The organism is Vibrio sp. 14G-20, from assembly GCF_026241515.1.
In the GTDB taxonomy this organism is placed as follows: Bacteria; Pseudomonadota; Gammaproteobacteria; order Enterobacterales; family Vibrionaceae; genus Vibrio.
In genome coordinates this window covers 106,958-122,897 of the sequence record NZ_JAPHPW010000007.1, presented here as the reverse complement: position 1 = coordinate 122,897, position 15,940 = coordinate 106,958, and the positions used below count along the sequence as shown (strand labels likewise).

Here is a 15,940-nt window from a genome sequence, read left to right as displayed (position 1 = left end):
GCAAACTATGGTGAGGGTTAGATTGAACGCCGCGGGACAAAAGCTTGTTAAGAAGCCAATAGAACTAAGGTGATGCGAATAATCTCTGCTTCTACAAAGTATTCGAATCACCTAAAAGTAACGATCAACTTTACTCATCCGCTACGCCTTCCACTACCTGTACTTAAATAAGATTCTTGGTATTAAGACGGAACAACCAATTTGTCTACAATGTAGCAATCTATATTGGTAGTGGCAGCAAGGCGTATGAGTTTTGCGTCACGATATTCAATGTCATTATCCCATGCTAATGCAGCTTCTCTACTTGGGAACTGAATGATTACTTTCATTTGTAAGCATTGCCCCGACAGTGTCTGACCTTCACTTGTTGCGACCAAAATCTCACCACCATGCTTTGCAACCGTGTTAGCAGTGACATGATTTAACCCAGGGTTGTATTGTGCATAAAGTTCTTCATCCGCAATATCATAATTAACTACATAATAAGCCGTCATTATTATCTCCAATCAACCCGCTATTTGAGTGACAAAGTTCATGTACTGGTTCATATCACCTACCACGGCTTTCTCCATTAATGCCCCAGTCACTTTCGAGTAAGGCTGATTAAAGTGGATATCCCAAACATCCGATTCTTTTCTCCAGTGTTCATACACGGCTAACGTGTCGTCATTGCCATTAATGGTAAACAAATCAAACAACAAATTACCTGCCTCGGTGCGAGTGTGTTGAATATGCTCCTCGAACTGGGCGATTAGCGCTTCACGATGTTCCATTTTTAGTTTGAAAATGAAGAAAATATTAAATTTCTCATCCTCTTTATCTGCTTGCTTCAAGGCCACAGGCGCAGGGGTTGTTTCACTAAGGTTCAAAACCATCGCAGGCTCAACCAAAGCAGTTTCTGTCAGTTTGATGAGTTTTTGAGTGTGTGCCTGCTGTAAGTGTGAATCCAAAGCCTCCTGATTGACCCAACGGTCGTAGGCAAAAAATAGATTCGAATCTTGGTTATCAACATAGATTCGCATCTCCACATTGCCAGCTTCTTGGCTACTCGCCAGTTGGTGCTCCAATAGCTCTTGTTGAAATTCGTCTTCGTATTCTGGCTTTACTGTGAACTTTACAATTTGGTTAATCATTACTCTACACCTTGTTGGATTTTTAATTTTAACTTCAATGACTTATGGGAACTAAACCGTTACGATAACTTTACCTACGGTTCGGCCAGTTTCGACAGCAGTGTGCGCCAGAGCTAAATCTTTAAACTCGAAAATTTGAGATACGTGTGGTTTGATCGAGTTGTTGGCGAGCATTTCAGCAATCTTTGAAGCGTCTTCACCGTTAGATTGAACAAGAAGCGGAGTAATCGTTAAATTTGATTCAAACGCAGTTTTTTGCATGTTATCTGAAGGCTCTCGAATCGTAATTGAAACGAGTTGACCACCAGAACGCAGCACTTGTAGCGACTTTTTAGCGTTTTCTGGGCTCACCGTGTCGAACGCCAAATCAATATCATGTAGTACTTTTTCAAAGTCTTGCTCACGGTAATCAATGTGCTCATCTGCACCAAGCGACATCACAAAATCCTTATTTCGAACCGAACTTGTTGAATAAACATAAGCGCCCATTTGTTTGGCTATTTGAACGGCAAAGTGACCCACGCCGCCAGATCCCGCATGAATAAGAACTTTATCACCTTGGTTTACCCGACCGTTTAATGCCTGATAGGCCGTCATGGCAGCAAGTGTGGTTGCTGCTGCATCGATAAAATTAACGCTCTCAGGTATTAATGCGAGATGTGATTCTGGAGAGGCAACATACTCCGCATACGCTTTACCATTTCCTGGAAAATTCACCATACCAAAGACGTTGTCACCCACTTTGAAATTGGTGACGTTTGCACCAGCTTCAATCACTGTGCCTGCAATGTCCCACCCCAAAATGATAGGACGCTCTTCGCCATACAAATCAAGTAACGCTTCTTCTGCATACTTCACTTTGGTATCCGCAGGATTAATGCTGATGGCTCGAGTTTCTACTAGTACTTCATTGGCTCTAATTGTTGGCTTTTCTACGTCGTGCAACTGTAGGTTTTCAATGCCGCCTGCTTGATGAGTAATAATTGCTTTCATTGGTTTGTCTCCGGTGGTGAACTCGTAAACGATTATATATGTGCCATTATTTGGTATCATCTAGCGGATTGAGGAAAGACTATCCTTAAATTCGGGATTAATAGAGAGGCGGATGAAGTGAACTTTGATCTAAAAACCTTAGCGTTATTCTTACGAGTTGTAGAAATAGGAAAAATTGGACGTGCTGGCGAAGACTTTGGGCTTTCAACGACTAATGCCAGCCAAAGAGTCCAACAATTAGAGGCGGAGCTAGGCGTAAAACTGTTCCATCGCTCAACAAGAACCATCACATTGACTCATGATGGTGAAATGTTTTTACCTCATGCCAGACGCATTGTTGACGATGTTGAAGAGGTGGCAAATGTCTTCAAAGGTAGCGAAAGCAATGTTCAAGGGCGATTAAAAGTGGCTGTATCAGCTTCATATGGTCGACACTACATTGTTCCCTTTATCCCTGAGTTACTCGAGCTGTATCCTAATCTTGAATTGGAAATTGACTTTAATGATAAAACCGAGGATTTAATTGAGCATGGCTACGACTTAGCCTTCCGTATTGGTAACTTGTCTTCAAGTAACCTGTTAGCGAGGCGACTGGCTGACAATCCAATTATGCTAGTTGCTTCACCAGACTATATTGAAAAATATGGTGCGCCTGAAAGCCCAGAAGATTTACTCAAGCATCGATGTTTGCCCTTGGGTCATGCTGTCGATTGGGCGTTTATGAGTGCTGATGGGAAAGTACACAAGGTATCTGTAGCAAATCCGATCTCCTTAAACTTAGGGGATGCGATCAGTGATCTTGTTGAGTCTGGTATGGGGATTGGTATGGCTTCTTACTGGCATGCAGGGCCTTCGTTAAAATCTGGTCGAGTGATTCAAGTCCTTCCGGATTATAAGCTTGTGAACGACACAAAAATTTGGGCGGTACGGCCACCTGGCAGGGTTTTACCCGTTAGAGTTAAAGTATTCTTAGACTTTATTGAGAAAAAAATCGTAGATACCAATAAAGTGAGATACGGGGATTTACTGATGTAGTTTGGCTCTTACCTAGAGCACACTAAGACTATTTCTGAGACTCATTAGAATGTAAATGAGCCGGTCAGAATTCGCCTAGAACTAGATATAAGCGAGGCACCTAAATACCTAATACTGGTTAGCGCTTAGTCGTTAAACCAAGCAGCAAGATGATCGATTAAAGCTCTGATTCTTGCGGTTAAATGTCGGTTCTCGGGATATACGGCGTATAACCCCATTGGCTCTACCTCCATCTCTTCGAAAAGCAGGCAGTTATGATCGACAAGTTCTTCAGCTTTCGTGCCATTAAATTTGAATCTTCCAATATTCCCGATTGGAACAACTTAAACCTTGAGTGAAAATGACAGGCTCGTGCTGACTAGCCCACTAAATAAAGCGAATACGAAGATCAAAAATAACTCCGCGGCGTTAAATTCCACGGAGGACTTTTTATTTCTAAATCATGTTCTTCTAGGTCTCAGCGCTAAAGAGAAACAGTACGCTTTATCTCTTCTAGTACCTCGGCGTTAGCGATCGCGCCGATGTTCTCGACAGGCTTACCATTCACCACCTGTTTCACCGCCAGCTCCACCAGTTTTCCTGATCGTGTTTTTGGCACGTCACTGATAGCGAAGATCTGGCTCGGCACATGCCTTGGTGAGCAAGATGATTTGAGCTTGTGCTTAATGGCGGCCAATAGCGTTTCATTGAGAGCCACACCTTGCTGCAACTGAATGAACAACCAAATCTGCTCATTGCGGTCGACATCTTTACCGACGGCGATGGAATCGATGATGCCGTCAATGGTGTTCACTTGCTGATAGATCTCGGCGGTACCAATTCGCACGCCACCGGGATTGAGTGTAGTGTCGCCTCGCCCGTAGAACAGATAACCGCCGTGCACGCTCTGTGCGACTTCGTCACCGTGATGCCACACATTATCGAACCTATCCCAATAAGTGTTGTGATAGCGCTCTCCGGTGTCATTCCAGAAGCCAACAGGGAAGTTGGGGAGGGAATTTGTGCACACCAGTTCGCCACGTTCGTGATGGACCTCATCACCAGATGAATTGAACACCTTAATGTCGACGCCAAGCCCTGCCTGTTGGCATTCACCGCGATACACTGGCGAGATTGGGTTACCTAACACAAAGCAGCCACAAATATCCGTACCACCAGAAATGGACGCTAAATGCAGGTCTTGTTTGATGTGTTTGTAAACGTAATCAAACTGCTCTGGGTAGAGCACAGAACCCGTTGAGCACAGTGTTCTTAAGTGGGGAAGAGAATGGCTGTCGATAGGTGAGAGCTCAGCCTTCTCGATCGCTTCTAGATACTTGGCAGATGTACCAAATAGCGACACATCGGTGCGCTGTGCCAAGTCCCACAGTACATTGGGTTGCGGGTAAACAGGGCTGCCATCAAAGATCACTAAACAAGCGCCGCTGGCGAGTGCAGAGACGTGCCAGTTCCACATCATCCAACCACAAGTGGTGTAATAGAACACGCGATCGTTTGGTTTAACATCGCAATGAAGTTGATGCTCTTTTAGGTGGTTGATGGTGGTGCCGCCAACCGAGTGAACAATACACTTTGGCTTGCCTGTTGTGCCGGAAGAGTAGAGTACAAGCAATGGTTCATTGAAGCCGACACGCACAAATCGTAAAGGTTGTGGCTGATAATGATTGATGATGCTGTGCCAGCTTCGGGTCGATACATCATTTTCAAAGTCATTCCTTCCCAAATATCCGATCTGACACACCTGTTTTAGCTCGGTTAAGTGCTCGATGATTTCACGGTTCTTGTCCGTCATATCGAACGTTTTGCCATTGAAGGTATAGCCGTCACAGGTGAACAGCACCTTGGGTTTAACTTGGCCAAATCGTTCAATCACACTCTCGACACCAAAGTCAGGCGAGGTTGATGTCCAAATCGCGCCCAAGCTGGTGGTAGCGAGCATGGCTATTACGGTTTGTGGCAGATAGGGCGCATACGCAGCAACCACATCACCTTGTTTCACTCCGCTATCGACAAGCCATTGCTGAACGCTAGAGACCGCTTCACACAGGGTTTTCCATGTATAACTCTGTTGTTCGCCACGTTCATTCTCAAACCAAATCGCAAGCTCATCAGGCATGGTGTGTGCCAAATGCAGCAAGTTCTCGGCGTAGTTTACTTGTGCATTGGGAAACCAAACCGCATCACGATTCGATTTAGGCTGCTGCCAGCGGCTCTCACCTTGAGCTTTGATGGTCTCGCTTTCTGCCTTGTTAACACAGTCTTGCGAACCAACCATTCCACAAAACTGCCACACGTTTTTCCAAAACGATTCCGGCTGATCCACAGACCATTGATGGAGTTCGGCGTAGCTTTTTACGTCCCTATCTAGGTTTAACCCAGATGGTTCAAGGCTATCGATAAATCGGGTTAAGTTGGCATCGTCTATACGCTGCTCGCTTGGCTGCCAAATGGGCTTATTGCTTTCGTGCATTCCTTTACCTTTAACAAAAAATTAACGTTTTCAGTCTGGTATTTAGGTTTTACAAAGTCAAAAGTTCAGCAAAATAAGCGTCTGGCGGAATTGTGTAAATAAAATGTTACACGATCGCTTGTTTAGAAAAATCGCGCAAATTGGCGCTTATAAGGAGTGGAGATAGGCTTAAAGTGAGACATTCGAAAGGAGGTGTGTAATGACTCAATATCATTCTAAGCCCGTGAGCCAAGAGGGATGGGTTGAGTGGAGCATCGAAGAAGATGCCATTTGGCACGACTTGGTGAAAAGGCAACTGGAGGTCATTAGTGACCGCGCTTGTGATGCCTATTTGCACGGTTTGACCCTGCTGGACCTGCCATTAGACAGAGTTCCCCAGCTTCCAGAGATAAACAAAGTGCTAAAGGAAACAACAGGTTGGCAGGTTCAGCCTGTACCGGCGTTAATCGATTTCGACCGTTTCTTTGATTTGCTCGCGAATAAGAAATTCCCCGTCGCGACATTTTTGAGAACACGAGACGAGTTCGATTACTTACAAGAACCTGATTTCTTTCATGAAATTTTTGGTCACTGTGCCATGCTCACTAATGCTGATTTCGCAGCATTCACTGAGCATTATGGAAAATTAGGCCAAGCGGCGACATCAAAACAGCGCGCTTATCTTGCCCGTTTGTATTGGTTTACGGTCGAGTTCGGTTTAGTAAAAGAAGGCCAACAACTGAAAATCTATGGTGGTGGCATTCTTTCGTCTCCGGCGGAAACTATGTATGCGTTGGGAGGGGATTTGGCCGTTCGCGAGCGGTTCGATCTACAAACCGTTTTAAGAACCCCTTACCGCATCGACATCATGCAGCCGAAATATTACGTGATCGACGAGCTATCTGAGCTCTTCAAAATCAGTCAGGAAAACCTATTACAGCAAGCTGATCTCGCGATTGATGCGGGGTTACTACCACCACTTTTTGAACCCAAGGAACCAACACATGTTGAATGAACAAAAATGCGAAGCCTGCAGTATCGACGCGATTGCCCTAAGTAAAGATGAGCAACAATCTTTACTGTTGGAGTTGTCTGATTGGCAGATCATGGAAAGAGACGGCATCCCACAGCTTGAGAAGGTGTTTAAGTTCAAGAACTACAAACAAGCATGGGCATTCAGCAACAAAGTGTCAGAGTTGGCAGAAGAAGAGTTCCATCACCCTTCGATCTTATTGGAATGGGGCAAAGTCACCGTCACTTGGTGGAGCCACTCAATCAAAGGCCTCCACAAAAATGATTTCATCTGCGCCTCACGCTGCGATGTGTTCGCTGTGAGTGAATAGTTTTGTAGGTTAGAAATTACTCTTTCGCCTTTGTGATGTGATTAACTCATTATTCGGCTCATGTTGTGATTTGAATAATGAGGTTAAACAGCTCATAATATGATTTGAATAAGTATAGCTTTCGCATCATGAGGCGTAATATGTGGATTTGGCAACAAGATAATTGGCCAAACTTTGTTTGGGATAATCAGAAAATAGGCGTGAGGTTAAGAGAAGTGCGGCTTAATCAGGGTATTCTATTAGGCAAGATAACCTCTCAATCCGCAGACCAAACACAAACAATGCTCGATACTTTGCTAGCGAACATTGTCCATTCCAGTGCGATCGAAGGAGAAAAGCTGAATGCCTTCTCTGTTCGTTCTTCTTTGGCTAACAAACTTGGCGTGAGTGAAGAGCGACCTTTTCCTACGACAGAACAAACTGATGGCTTAGCGGAAATTATGTTGGATGCAGTGCAGAATCTCACTGAGCCATTAGCGCTTGATAGGATTTTGCATTGGCACGATAGACTGTTTCCTCAGGGCTACACCATGTTTAACCCTGTAATCGGAGGTCAGCTAAGAGGTGACACTCCCATGCAAGTGGTATCGGGAAGAATTGACCGTCCGACCGTACATTTTGAAGCGCCTAGTCGAGACATTCTTGATGCTGAGCTAGATGCGTTTATCACATGGTTTAATGATTCACTTACCGATGAATCACTCGATCCGTTACTTAGAGCTGCGATAACTCACCTTTGGTTTATCACTTTACACCCGTTAGATGACGGTAATGGCCGTATTACTCGATTGTTGACTGACTTGGCTTTAGCACAAGCAGAGAAGCAATCGGTACGTTTCTATGCGATGTCGGTGGGGATACTTGCTAACCGCAAACATTACTACGAGATATTGGAGAAAACCCAGAAAGGGGGACTCGATATCAGCGATTGGTTGATGTGGTTCTTAAATACATTAGATGAGACGTTTACAGGCGTTTTTTCTGAGGTCGACCAAACCGTTTATAAGACCAATTATTGGCGAAGTGTTGACCAAACCAAGCTTACTGTAGAGCAAGTGAAAGTGCTTAATAGGATGCTCGATGGAGATTTTTCAGAAGGTATCAATGCTAGTCAATATAAAAAGGTAGCGAAGGTGAGTAGTGCCACAGCAACACGTCATTTGAGCGCTTTGCTTGGACATGGTTGCTTGGTCAAATCCGGTTCTGGCGGCCGAAGCACGCGGTATCTGTTGCCGGAGTAGGGTTTGTATACCCATTCTGGTTTTTATAATTAAAACTCTTTTCAATAGTTGTCAATATTCAACCTGAATACTGACAACTATGTCGATTTACTCTCAGCACTACTCCGTGATTTGTTGTAAGGGGGAGTTCGCTCTAATCTATCAATGCCTTTCTAAAGATATAATAATCAAGTAGTTGTGTTAAGTACCCTTTCTCTGATTTAGGTGTTATAACTATTGTTTTACAGGAGCTATAAGAATGAATAAGTTTGATTGGTTTATTAAGCTAGGGAATGTTGTCGGGGTATCTTTTCCTTTTACATCGAACTTTATCCAATTAAAAGCAGAGATAGATAGCTATCATTTGGAACAGCGCTTAAAGGTTTTGGAAGACCCAATTTCATCAATCGCCCCAAATGTGATTGAACTATCTAAAGCTTTATATTCAGATTTTAAACAATGTAATGACCATTTCTTAGATTTTTCGGATAACTATAAAACTTATGAGCGGACTATCCACTTACTCGATGGCGCAGGTTACATAAACAAAGCTGGTATTATTATAGAATTCGACAATCCTATTTATATTCTATACATGGCAGGATGGTCTGAGTCTGATCAAATTTTAAGTGAACTGGTTGGCTACGTTGATAGTTGTGAGTCTGGTGTTTGTATTCCTTTGGCAAATCTTAGTACTAGTTTTGATGTGCCTGACAAGCTAATCATAGCAATATTCGAGATCTATGCTGAAAAAGGTCTTGGCTTCTATGACAATACTATTGGTCATGAGTCCTATATTGGTAAGTAAGCTCAGAGGTTTCTGTCGGAGCGTTTTTATTTTGAATGAATTGGGATTCGTTATCGGAAGACACCTATCTAAAACTTTGTTTTCCAACTTTCTGCAGCTCTTCTGCTAATCACACTTTCCCAAACTAGCTTGACCTGCATCAGTGACTTGCTTGGTTTCGGGTCTCATAAACCCTTTCTGTTACTCATAGTATTGGTTTTATGAGCCTGCTCTATGATATATTTCTCGGCCAAGTGTATTACAGACGAAGGCTAGCAATGTCTATCAACCTTTCACTCCTTCCACCCAGCGAGAAAAATAAAATCGAACTGGATAAGCAAGCATCGTTTCTTGTATGGAAACTGAAGCAAGCGAAATGTGGCCCTGAAGCCATTGTTGAAGAAGCAATGAAGCTAGGTGACCCAGATGAAAAGGTGTGGTTTGAACAGTCTGTAGAAAAATACAAACGGGTAATGGGTGTCGCATAAACGCAGACAAACCTTGCCCAGCAGTGCTGTAGAATTGAAATGACACAGTAATTTGCTAGAATTTGCACCGTTAATTGAATCAGAGAGAAGATCCCGATGGGAAGAAGTTTTGAAGTGCGCAAGGCCTCAATGGCGAAAACTGCAGGCGCAAAAATTAAAGTTTATTCTAAATACGGTAAAGAGATTTACGTACTGGCTAAGAACGGCAGCTCTGACCCAGACATGAACTTACCTCTTAAGCACCTGATTGCTAAAGCGAAGAAAGACCAAGTACCAGCTCACGTTATCGACAAAGCGATCGATAAAGCGAACGGCGGCGGCGGTGAAGACTTCCAACCAGCTCGTTACGAAGGTTTTGGCCCTGGTGGCACAAGCGTAATCGTTGACTGTCTAACTGACAACGGCAACCGTACTTTCCAAGACGTTCGCCAATGTTTCGTTAAAACTGGCGCGAAAATCGGCGTTGAAGGTACTGTTTCTCACATGTTCGCTCACCAAGCTGTATTCCAGTTTGCAGGCGAAGATGACGAGATCATCCTAGAAACGCTAATGATGGAAGACGTAGACGTGACTGACGTTGAGCTAGAAGACGGTGTGATCACTGTATTCGCTCCAACGACTGAGTTCTTCAAAACGAAGACTGCACTACACACTGCGTTCCCTGAGCTAACTCTAGACGTTGAGGAAATCACTTTCGTTCCTCAAACGACTACGCCGGTAGCTGAAGAAGATTCTGAGAAGTTCCAGAAGTTCTTAGACATGCTTGACGACTGTGATGACGTTCAGCAGGTTTACCACAACGCTGAGCTGTAATATCAATCTATAATTGATAGCTTTGCTCTTGTGAGTAGAATGTAGAATACAAAAAACCGAGCCTAGTGCTCGGTTTTTTTATGGGCGTAATTCAGGCATTTATCCATGAACAGAGTTTTTTGATCGTAGCTCTTTGATCCCAGTCTCTTGATGACATTGTCTAGATCGCAGCACCTTGATCATAAACCCTTGATCATCGTTCCGTGATCTCCGGTTGGTAAAGCGCTCTCGGGCGACAAATCCATGCTGAGAGTTTTCTTATCATAGGGAGCACGGTGAGGTTGAGCGTGATAGCACATGGCCAAGCAATGAAAAAGCTTTGTAGCCAAATAGGCGGCCATTCGTGGCTGAACCCCATTTTGTAGCCTGAGATAACCCCAGACATAATCATTGCCATGGTCAGGGAAGATAAAATAGCAGTTACCCAAAATTGTTTATTGTTCATTGTATGTTTCTCCCGTGATTTTCTGTTGTTGATGAGATAAGGTTACATCTATCCATTAATGAAAAAAATAGGCACATATAGAAGTATGAATTCCATATTTGGAAACATTGATGATCTGTTTTTATTCTGTGCAGTGGTTGAAGAGGGTTCTTTGCTTTCGGCATCGAAACGCCTGCAATTACCTGTGTCGACCATGTCGCGCCGATTAACCGCCTTGGAAGAGCGCCTGAGCATTCGCCTTTTGGAGAAGAAGGGTAGAGAGCTGGTGGCTACTAAAGATGGTGAGGCGGCCTTTGCAGCGCTGAGTAGCAGCATGGAATCTCTACATCAGGGTTTTAGTAGCTTGCTTGAAGAGCGCGATGCTATTCAAGGCAAGATAAAGCTCGCGGTGCCTCATAACTTCTATAGCGGTTTTCTTCGCCCGACTGTCGAGCAATTTCTTGCTGAGTACCCTAAAGTACAGTTCAACCTCATCTTGAGCCAACAGCAAGTGGTGCCTGAAACCGATCGTGACTTGTTGATCACGTTTAAGATCTCCGACATGGACGGCATGATTGCGCGGCCACTGTTTAAGGCCAAGCACGGATTTTTTGCGAGCCAAGCTTATCTGGATTCTCGCGAAGAGATTAAAAAGCCAGATGATCTCGAGCATCAAGAGTGGATTAATGTCGATGATGTGTTTGATATGCCGCTCTACAAATCTGGGCAGTTAGAGCAGATGGTGACGATCAAACCTAAGTTCATCGTTAACGATATTTATGCGGTTGCGGCCGCTGCGCAAAAGGGATTGGGCATCGCCTCACTGCCTTTTCGTCATGTTTCTCCGGAAATGAATCTGATTCAAGTGCTCCCTGAGTATCATCGGGGTGATCGCCAAGCGTATTTAGTGTACAAAGAAAGAAAATATCAGCCGAAGGCTTTGACTTTGCTTATCGAGACCTTGATTGAGAGCGTTCGATCGTTCCATCACGATGAGCTGAGTTAAATGAAAAGGAGAAAGAAATGAAAGTAAGTTTTATCGGGCTAGGCGTAATGGGTTTCCCAATGGCAGGCCACCTAGTCAAAGCCGGTTTTGAGGTAACGGTATTTAACCGCACTCATAGCAAAGCATTAGACTGGGCTGATAAACACCAAGGCAAAGCCGCTGAGAGTGTGGCTGAGTGTGTCGCAGAAGCTGACGTAGTATTGGTTTGTGTAGGCAACGATGATGACGTGCGCAGTATGACAACCAGCGAAACAGGCGCACTGGCGGCAATGAAGCCAAACGCGATTCTTGTTGACCACACCACAACGTCTGCAATCCTGTCTGAAGAGCTTGAAGTAGCTGCTAAGGAAGCGGGTGTTCGCTTCATGGATGCACCAGTATCTGGTGGTCAAGCGGGCGCAGAAAACGGTGTGCTAACTATCATGTGTGGTGGTGAGCAAGAGCTATTCAACGACCTTCAACCAGTATTTGAAGCTTACGGTAAATCGTCAGTTCTAATGGGTAAAGTAGGCCAAGGCCAACGCGCGAAAATGGTTAACCAGATCTGTATCGCAGGTGTATTGAATGGCTTATCTGAGGGCTTGGTACTAGCTGAAAAATCAGGTTTGGATATCCCAACGCTGGTTGATTGCCTTAAAAACGGCGCAGCAGGTTCATGGCAGATGGAAAACCGTGCCACGACAATGGCACAAGATAAGTTTGATTTCGGCTTCGCCATTGATTGGATGATCAAAGACTTAGGCTTCTGCCTAGATGAAGCAGAACGCCAAGGCATCCAGCTTCCATTGACTGAAAAGACTAACAACGCATACAAGTCATTGTCTGCTGAAGGACAAGGCCGCATGGATACATCAGTATTGATGAAAGCTGTCGTTGAAGAGACGAAGAAGTAGCAAAACAGAAGCAATAGAAGCTTCGTTTAGATAACTAAAAATAGCCGCGGATTAGCGGCTATTTTTGTTTGTATTAAATGATAACGAGCCTTTTTAACTCGTTTCAGGGCATTAACTATTTAGATTAAAGCCTATCTAGATTGAAACCTATCTAGATTGAAACCTATCTAGATTGAAGCATGACCCTTTTAATCACGTCATGAACGGCAAGGTTTAGAGGGCTTTGACGATCGACGAGGCGCATGCAGGACACAAGGTTTAGATCAATCCTAAGCGCTTCAGGTGGCTCTATGGTATTAAGCGAAGCGTCCTTCCAACTATCGCTTAATACGCAGGCGTGGTCACCTTGCTCCAGAATTTGCCTCGCCACTGAAAAATTGTCTACCGTGATACTGATGTGCGGCTCAATCCCACTACTTTTCAACATTTCTAAATATCGGTAACGATCTTCATTCCAGCCTTGGCTTCGGATCTTGATAAAAGGCAATTTCAACGCCTCTTCCCATGTTAATTGCCCTAATGATTTTGATACGGCGATCACCAGTTGGTCAGCCATGATGCGTTTTTGGAAGATATTCGAACTACGGTCTTCATTTAGAAAGTGCACACCTAAGGTGATATCACCCTCTTCTAATTTTTGCTCTGTATCTGATGTCCAAGTTTTCAGTTCAATTTGTGCTTTGGGAAATGTTTTCGAGAGCTCCCTAAATAAACTAACGCCTGAGAACTCGAGTGTATAAGCGAAGAAAGCAAGAGTGATTGGCCCTTCATAGGTGGCAGGATCGAATGTCACTGGTGAGGTGGCGGAGTGCATCAAGGACAAGGCTTGTTCAATCTTGGGTAAAATAGATTTGCTGTAATGCGTTGGTCTCAACCCTTCTGTAGTCCGTTCGAAAAGTGGGTGTCCTAATTGTTCTCTGAGTTTGGTCATTTGCTTGCTGACGGCGCTCTCTGAGATCCCCAGTTTCATCCCAGCTCTTTTAAGGCTATTCGACTGACACAGCAACACAAAGGTACGCAGCAAGTTCAAGTCTATACTTTCCATTTCGGCAAGTCCTATTTTCCACGCTTTCCATTTTGGAAGTATAAAGTGATCACTATCGGCAGAGCAAATAATACTCTTCCAAATGACATTCACTTTGAAATATAAAGGTCGCTATTATGAAAAAGCTATTCCCCCTTACTGCTGTCGCTTTATTCTCAACCAGCGTTATTGCAGCGCCAACCATCGTCACGGAAGATAATTTTGCTCAGGCGTACACCAGCATGCGTCTCGGTGCGGTGGTAGAGAAAGCCGGTGGTATCAATACATTCTTTGAGATGCCAGTACCGAGCAGCGTTCCTGAAGAGCAGTTCGTTGTACGAATGAATCGAGACACCTTTTACTCTGTATCTGTCATCGACATGTCGAAAGATGATGTCTATGTGACGGTTCCAGAAACGGACCAATATGTGTCACTGCAAGTCGTTGATGAAAACCACGAGACGCAACCAATGATCTATGGTTCGGGTCGTCATAAAATCAGCGCAAAAACAGACCACGCATTTGTGATTGTCCGTGCGCTTGAAGATGATGCTCGCCGTAATCTGAAGATTGAAACAGGCAGTGAAAAGCCGTTTAAAGTAAAAGAGTGGGATATGGCGTCATTCAAGGCCACGGATAAAGCTGGCAACATCGATTTCAGTGACGGATATGACCAATCCAAGGCATTTGGTAACAAAGAAAGCGGCCAAACTGACTATATGAATTACGTTGGCGCCGCTGGCGGTTGGGGTGGTGCAATGGTTGAAGACAACATTTATCAAACCAGTCAGTACTTCGATGCGAATGCATGTTACGAGACGACTTTCAAAGATCCGAAGGCAGGCTCATTCTGGTCGGCGACCGTATATAACGCTGATGGACGCATGTTCAACGACAAGGCCAATATTTCGAGTGAAATGGCCCCCGTGATCAACAGCGATGGAACTTACACTCTCCGTTTTGGCTGTGAAGGTCAGCCAAACAATATCCCAACAATGGACGGTAATAACACGGGTAAATTTAATGTTCTTATGCGCCACTACAATCCTAGCGAACCAGTGAGCAAAGGCGAGGAAGGCTACAACCCTGCGACGATGATTAAGAAAGTTGGTTAAATTAAGTTATTGGTTCTGAAAAATAAAGTAGTCGAAGACTCATTTGAAACATTAAAAATAGCCGCTGATTAGCGGCTATTTTTGTTTGGCTGTATAGAAGTACATGCGAAGCGTTGGTTTTGCTATCCGTCATCGGACAAAAGCGTACTGGTTCGCTTGTTAACTTATCAATGAATTGTCCCAAGTATGGAAAACTTGTCGATATTACTCTAGAAGAGTCCAATGAGAGATTCCGCGTTTTACGAGTAGATAATCTAAAGAATAGCCAGCTTTTGAGACTAATAACTATCGATGTAACGGATGAGCTTCGTTCTTTGCTTTAGCTTGTACTGAATCGGTTTATTCAACGGCCAGATACGAACACACCAACTATTTAGTTGGCGTGTTTTTATAACAACAATAAGTCACAAAATCTTGATTAGCATAGTAAAGCTAAATTATTTAACCATTGTCCCAACGTTTACGAAGTGTGGCTATTTTTGCATCCGCGCGTAATGAATAGCCTTCGGGATCACAAAGTCTAACAGACCCTTCTGGCAGGCCAAAAACCTCTTCTATCGTCGAACGAATAGACCCTACACTTGCATCCGAGCGAGTTGCTCTTTGTCGGGTATAAATGGCTCTAGATTGTGTCGCATCATCTGTACATTTTATAACGTCAAGTTCGGTAGCATCGACTTTGCCTTTGTTTTTTAACAAGTCGCCGGCTTCATAAACCTTAGCGTTGCTTGGGTATTTGGCATAGTCTTCATCCGTATATTGATAATCATCATCTTCCAATTCTGATGATTCTTTGTACTGATTGAGGCCAGAGTCGATAAACCAAGTCGAGTCGTCTTCCTGTCGCCAAACAGAACCATCCTCGATGTGAAGCCTACAGCTTGATTGCTTTGTGAGAATTGAATCGCCGTAGCGAGCATCTACTCCTTTTGTCGATTGGAAACCGTTCAAAATTAATTCTAGGGCATTTGAGTTCCCCACAACACCAATAAAAACTGAGCAACCTGGCTGCATAAAGTTGGCTGATGGCATCTGTTGTACATAAACGGTTGCACGCAGATTTGGGGACGACTCTGCTAGCGGTTGTAAGCTCTCAATAACAACATCGAGGTAGTCATGGCAACTCTTCGTAAGGCTACCGAGATCCACTTCTACTGTATCTATAGCTTTTGCTGAATTAATGAAATGCAAATCACTAATCAATCGTTCCATTTTTT

The 15,940-nt window shown here is 44.0% G+C and carries 17 protein-coding genes and 1 pseudogene; 10 read left to right on the top strand and 8 right to left on the bottom strand.

The features are described 5' to 3' along the window. Window positions 1–182: 182 nt before the first annotated feature. Genes OQJ75_RS08485 through OQJ75_RS08475 form a run of 3 tightly spaced genes read right to left on the bottom strand, consistent with a single transcriptional unit; the run spans window position 183 to window position 2,126 of the window. Complete coding sequence (locus OQJ75_RS08485) at window positions 183–494, bottom strand: DUF1330 domain-containing protein (RefSeq protein ID WP_010432301.1); 312 nt, start codon at window positions 492–494, stop codon at window positions 183–185. A gap of 12 nt (window positions 495–506) precedes the next feature. Further along, window positions 507–1,133 carry a putative quinol monooxygenase gene (locus OQJ75_RS08480; RefSeq protein WP_265972436.1) on the bottom strand — a complete coding sequence of 209 codons (627 nt, stop codon included), beginning with the start codon at window positions 1,131–1,133 and terminating at the stop codon, window positions 507–509. A 51-nt stretch (window positions 1,134–1,184) separates the two neighbouring features. Further along, window positions 1,185–2,126, bottom strand: a complete 942-nt coding sequence (locus OQJ75_RS08475) for an NADP-dependent oxidoreductase (RefSeq protein ID WP_265972437.1) — start codon at window positions 2,124–2,126, stop codon at window positions 1,185–1,187. Window positions 2,127–2,243: 117 nt separating this feature from the next. Between OQJ75_RS08475 and OQJ75_RS08470 the strand changes: the two genes are divergently transcribed. Next, complete coding sequence (locus OQJ75_RS08470) at window positions 2,244–3,161, top strand: LysR family transcriptional regulator (protein WP_265972439.1); 918 nt, start codon at window positions 2,244–2,246, stop codon at window positions 3,159–3,161. A gap of 125 nt (window positions 3,162–3,286) precedes the next feature. Here OQJ75_RS08470 and OQJ75_RS22525 read toward each other — a convergent pair. Then, window positions 3,287–3,448 (bottom strand): annotated as a pseudogene (locus OQJ75_RS22525) (LysR family transcriptional regulator); the annotation flags it as partial. A 176-nt stretch (window positions 3,449–3,624) separates the two neighbouring features. Continuing rightward, the gene (locus OQJ75_RS08465) at window positions 3,625–5,631 is read right to left on the bottom strand and encodes an acetoacetate--CoA ligase (protein WP_265972440.1); all 2,007 of its coding nucleotides are present in this window, start codon (window positions 5,629–5,631) and stop codon (window positions 3,625–3,627) included. A gap of 199 nt (window positions 5,632–5,830) precedes the next feature. On the opposite strand from OQJ75_RS08465, the gene phhA reads away from it, so the two are divergent. The 6 genes from phhA (at window position 5,831) to OQJ75_RS08435 (ending at window position 10,261) form a co-directional block, all read left to right on the top strand. Then, window positions 5,831–6,625 (top strand): phenylalanine 4-monooxygenase, encoded by a 795-nt coding sequence (gene phhA, locus OQJ75_RS08460; protein ID WP_265972441.1) that lies wholly within the window; start codon window positions 5,831–5,833, stop codon window positions 6,623–6,625. After that, complete coding sequence (locus OQJ75_RS08455) at window positions 6,615–6,953, top strand: 4a-hydroxytetrahydrobiopterin dehydratase (protein ID WP_017102223.1); 339 nt, start codon at window positions 6,615–6,617, stop codon at window positions 6,951–6,953. Before phhA ends, OQJ75_RS08455 begins: the two co-directional genes overlap by 11 nt. 140 nt (window positions 6,954–7,093) lie before the next feature. After that, window positions 7,094–8,194: a Fic family protein gene (locus tag OQJ75_RS08450; RefSeq protein WP_265972443.1), complete on the top strand. Its 1,101-nt coding sequence runs from the start codon at window positions 7,094–7,096 to the stop codon at window positions 8,192–8,194. Between the two features lie 238 nt (window positions 8,195–8,432). Beyond that, complete coding sequence (locus OQJ75_RS08445; RefSeq protein ID WP_265972444.1) at window positions 8,433–8,981, top strand: hypothetical protein; 549 nt, start codon at window positions 8,433–8,435, stop codon at window positions 8,979–8,981. Between the two features lie 257 nt (window positions 8,982–9,238). Then, entirely contained in the window at window positions 9,239–9,448 is a 210-nt protein-coding gene (locus tag OQJ75_RS08440) for a DUF3283 family protein (protein WP_008216860.1), read from the top strand. Window positions 9,449–9,544: 96 nt separating this feature from the next. Beyond that, window positions 9,545–10,261: a YebC/PmpR family DNA-binding transcriptional regulator gene (locus OQJ75_RS08435; protein WP_004732617.1), complete on the top strand. Its 717-nt coding sequence runs from the start codon at window positions 9,545–9,547 to the stop codon at window positions 10,259–10,261. Window positions 10,262–10,454: 193 nt separating this feature from the next. Here OQJ75_RS08435 and OQJ75_RS08430 read toward each other — a convergent pair whose 3' ends face one another. Then, window positions 10,455–10,706 (bottom strand): DUF2798 domain-containing protein, encoded by a 252-nt coding sequence (locus tag OQJ75_RS08430; RefSeq protein ID WP_265972445.1) that lies wholly within the window; start codon window positions 10,704–10,706, stop codon window positions 10,455–10,457. 85 nt (window positions 10,707–10,791) lie between these two features. Between OQJ75_RS08430 and OQJ75_RS08425 the strand changes: the two genes are divergently transcribed. Further along, the gene (locus tag OQJ75_RS08425) at window positions 10,792–11,691 is read left to right on the top strand and encodes a LysR family transcriptional regulator (RefSeq protein ID WP_265972446.1); all 900 of its coding nucleotides are present in this window, start codon (window positions 10,792–10,794) and stop codon (window positions 11,689–11,691) included. A 17-nt stretch (window positions 11,692–11,708) separates the two neighbouring features. Next, complete coding sequence (locus tag OQJ75_RS08420; protein WP_265972447.1) at window positions 11,709–12,584, top strand: NAD(P)-dependent oxidoreductase; 876 nt, start codon at window positions 11,709–11,711, stop codon at window positions 12,582–12,584. A 163-nt stretch (window positions 12,585–12,747) separates the two neighbouring features. Here the strand turns inward: OQJ75_RS08420 and OQJ75_RS08415 are convergent, their stop codons facing one another. Then, entirely contained in the window at window positions 12,748–13,629 is an 882-nt protein-coding gene (locus OQJ75_RS08415; RefSeq protein WP_265972448.1) for a LysR family transcriptional regulator, read from the bottom strand. A 116-nt stretch (window positions 13,630–13,745) separates the two neighbouring features. On the opposite strand from OQJ75_RS08415, the gene OQJ75_RS08410 reads away from it, so the two are divergent. After that, window positions 13,746–14,723, top strand: coding sequence for a DUF1254 domain-containing protein (locus OQJ75_RS08410; RefSeq protein ID WP_265972449.1), 978 nt, complete (start codon window positions 13,746–13,748; stop codon window positions 14,721–14,723). Between the two features lie 441 nt (window positions 14,724–15,164). Here the strand turns inward: OQJ75_RS08410 and OQJ75_RS08405 are convergent, their stop codons facing one another. Then, the gene (locus OQJ75_RS08405; RefSeq protein ID WP_265972450.1) at window positions 15,165–15,935 is read right to left on the bottom strand and encodes a hypothetical protein; all 771 of its coding nucleotides are present in this window, start codon (window positions 15,933–15,935) and stop codon (window positions 15,165–15,167) included. Window positions 15,936–15,940 lie beyond the last annotated feature (5 nt).

Excerpts from the sequence above, each read along its gene's own strand:
- OQJ75_RS08485 (WP_010432301.1), bottom strand. The coding sequence starts at position 494 with ATGACGGCTTATTATGTAGTTAATTATGATATTGCGGATGAAGAACTT.
- OQJ75_RS08480 (WP_265972436.1), bottom strand. The coding sequence starts at position 1,133 with ATGATTAACCAAATTGTAAAGTTCACAGTAAAGCCAGAATACGAAGAC.
- OQJ75_RS08475 (WP_265972437.1), bottom strand. The coding sequence starts at position 2,126 with ATGAAAGCAATTATTACTCATCAAGCAGGCGGCATTGAAAACCTACAG.
- OQJ75_RS08465 (WP_265972440.1), bottom strand. The coding sequence starts at position 5,631 with ATGCACGAAAGCAATAAGCCCATTTGGCAGCCAAGCGAGCAGCGTATA.
- phhA (WP_265972441.1), top strand. The coding sequence starts at position 5,831 with ATGACTCAATATCATTCTAAGCCCGTGAGCCAAGAGGGATGGGTTGAG.
- OQJ75_RS08455 (WP_017102223.1), top strand. The coding sequence starts at position 6,615 with ATGTTGAATGAACAAAAATGCGAAGCCTGCAGTATCGACGCGATTGCC.
- OQJ75_RS08450 (WP_265972443.1), top strand. The coding sequence starts at position 7,094 with ATGTGGATTTGGCAACAAGATAATTGGCCAAACTTTGTTTGGGATAAT.
- OQJ75_RS08445 (WP_265972444.1), top strand. The coding sequence starts at position 8,433 with ATGAATAAGTTTGATTGGTTTATTAAGCTAGGGAATGTTGTCGGGGTA.
- OQJ75_RS08440 (WP_008216860.1), top strand. The coding sequence starts at position 9,239 with ATGTCTATCAACCTTTCACTCCTTCCACCCAGCGAGAAAAATAAAATC.
- OQJ75_RS08435 (WP_004732617.1), top strand. The coding sequence starts at position 9,545 with ATGGGAAGAAGTTTTGAAGTGCGCAAGGCCTCAATGGCGAAAACTGCA.
- OQJ75_RS08430 (WP_265972445.1), bottom strand. The coding sequence starts at position 10,706 with ATGAACAATAAACAATTTTGGGTAACTGCTATTTTATCTTCCCTGACC.
- OQJ75_RS08425 (WP_265972446.1), top strand. The coding sequence starts at position 10,792 with ATGAATTCCATATTTGGAAACATTGATGATCTGTTTTTATTCTGTGCA.
- OQJ75_RS08420 (WP_265972447.1), top strand. The coding sequence starts at position 11,709 with ATGAAAGTAAGTTTTATCGGGCTAGGCGTAATGGGTTTCCCAATGGCA.
- OQJ75_RS08415 (WP_265972448.1), bottom strand. The coding sequence starts at position 13,629 with ATGGAAAGTATAGACTTGAACTTGCTGCGTACCTTTGTGTTGCTGTGT.
- OQJ75_RS08410 (WP_265972449.1), top strand. The coding sequence starts at position 13,746 with ATGAAAAAGCTATTCCCCCTTACTGCTGTCGCTTTATTCTCAACCAGC.
- OQJ75_RS08405 (WP_265972450.1), bottom strand. The coding sequence starts at position 15,935 with ATGGAACGATTGATTAGTGATTTGCATTTCATTAATTCAGCAAAAGCT.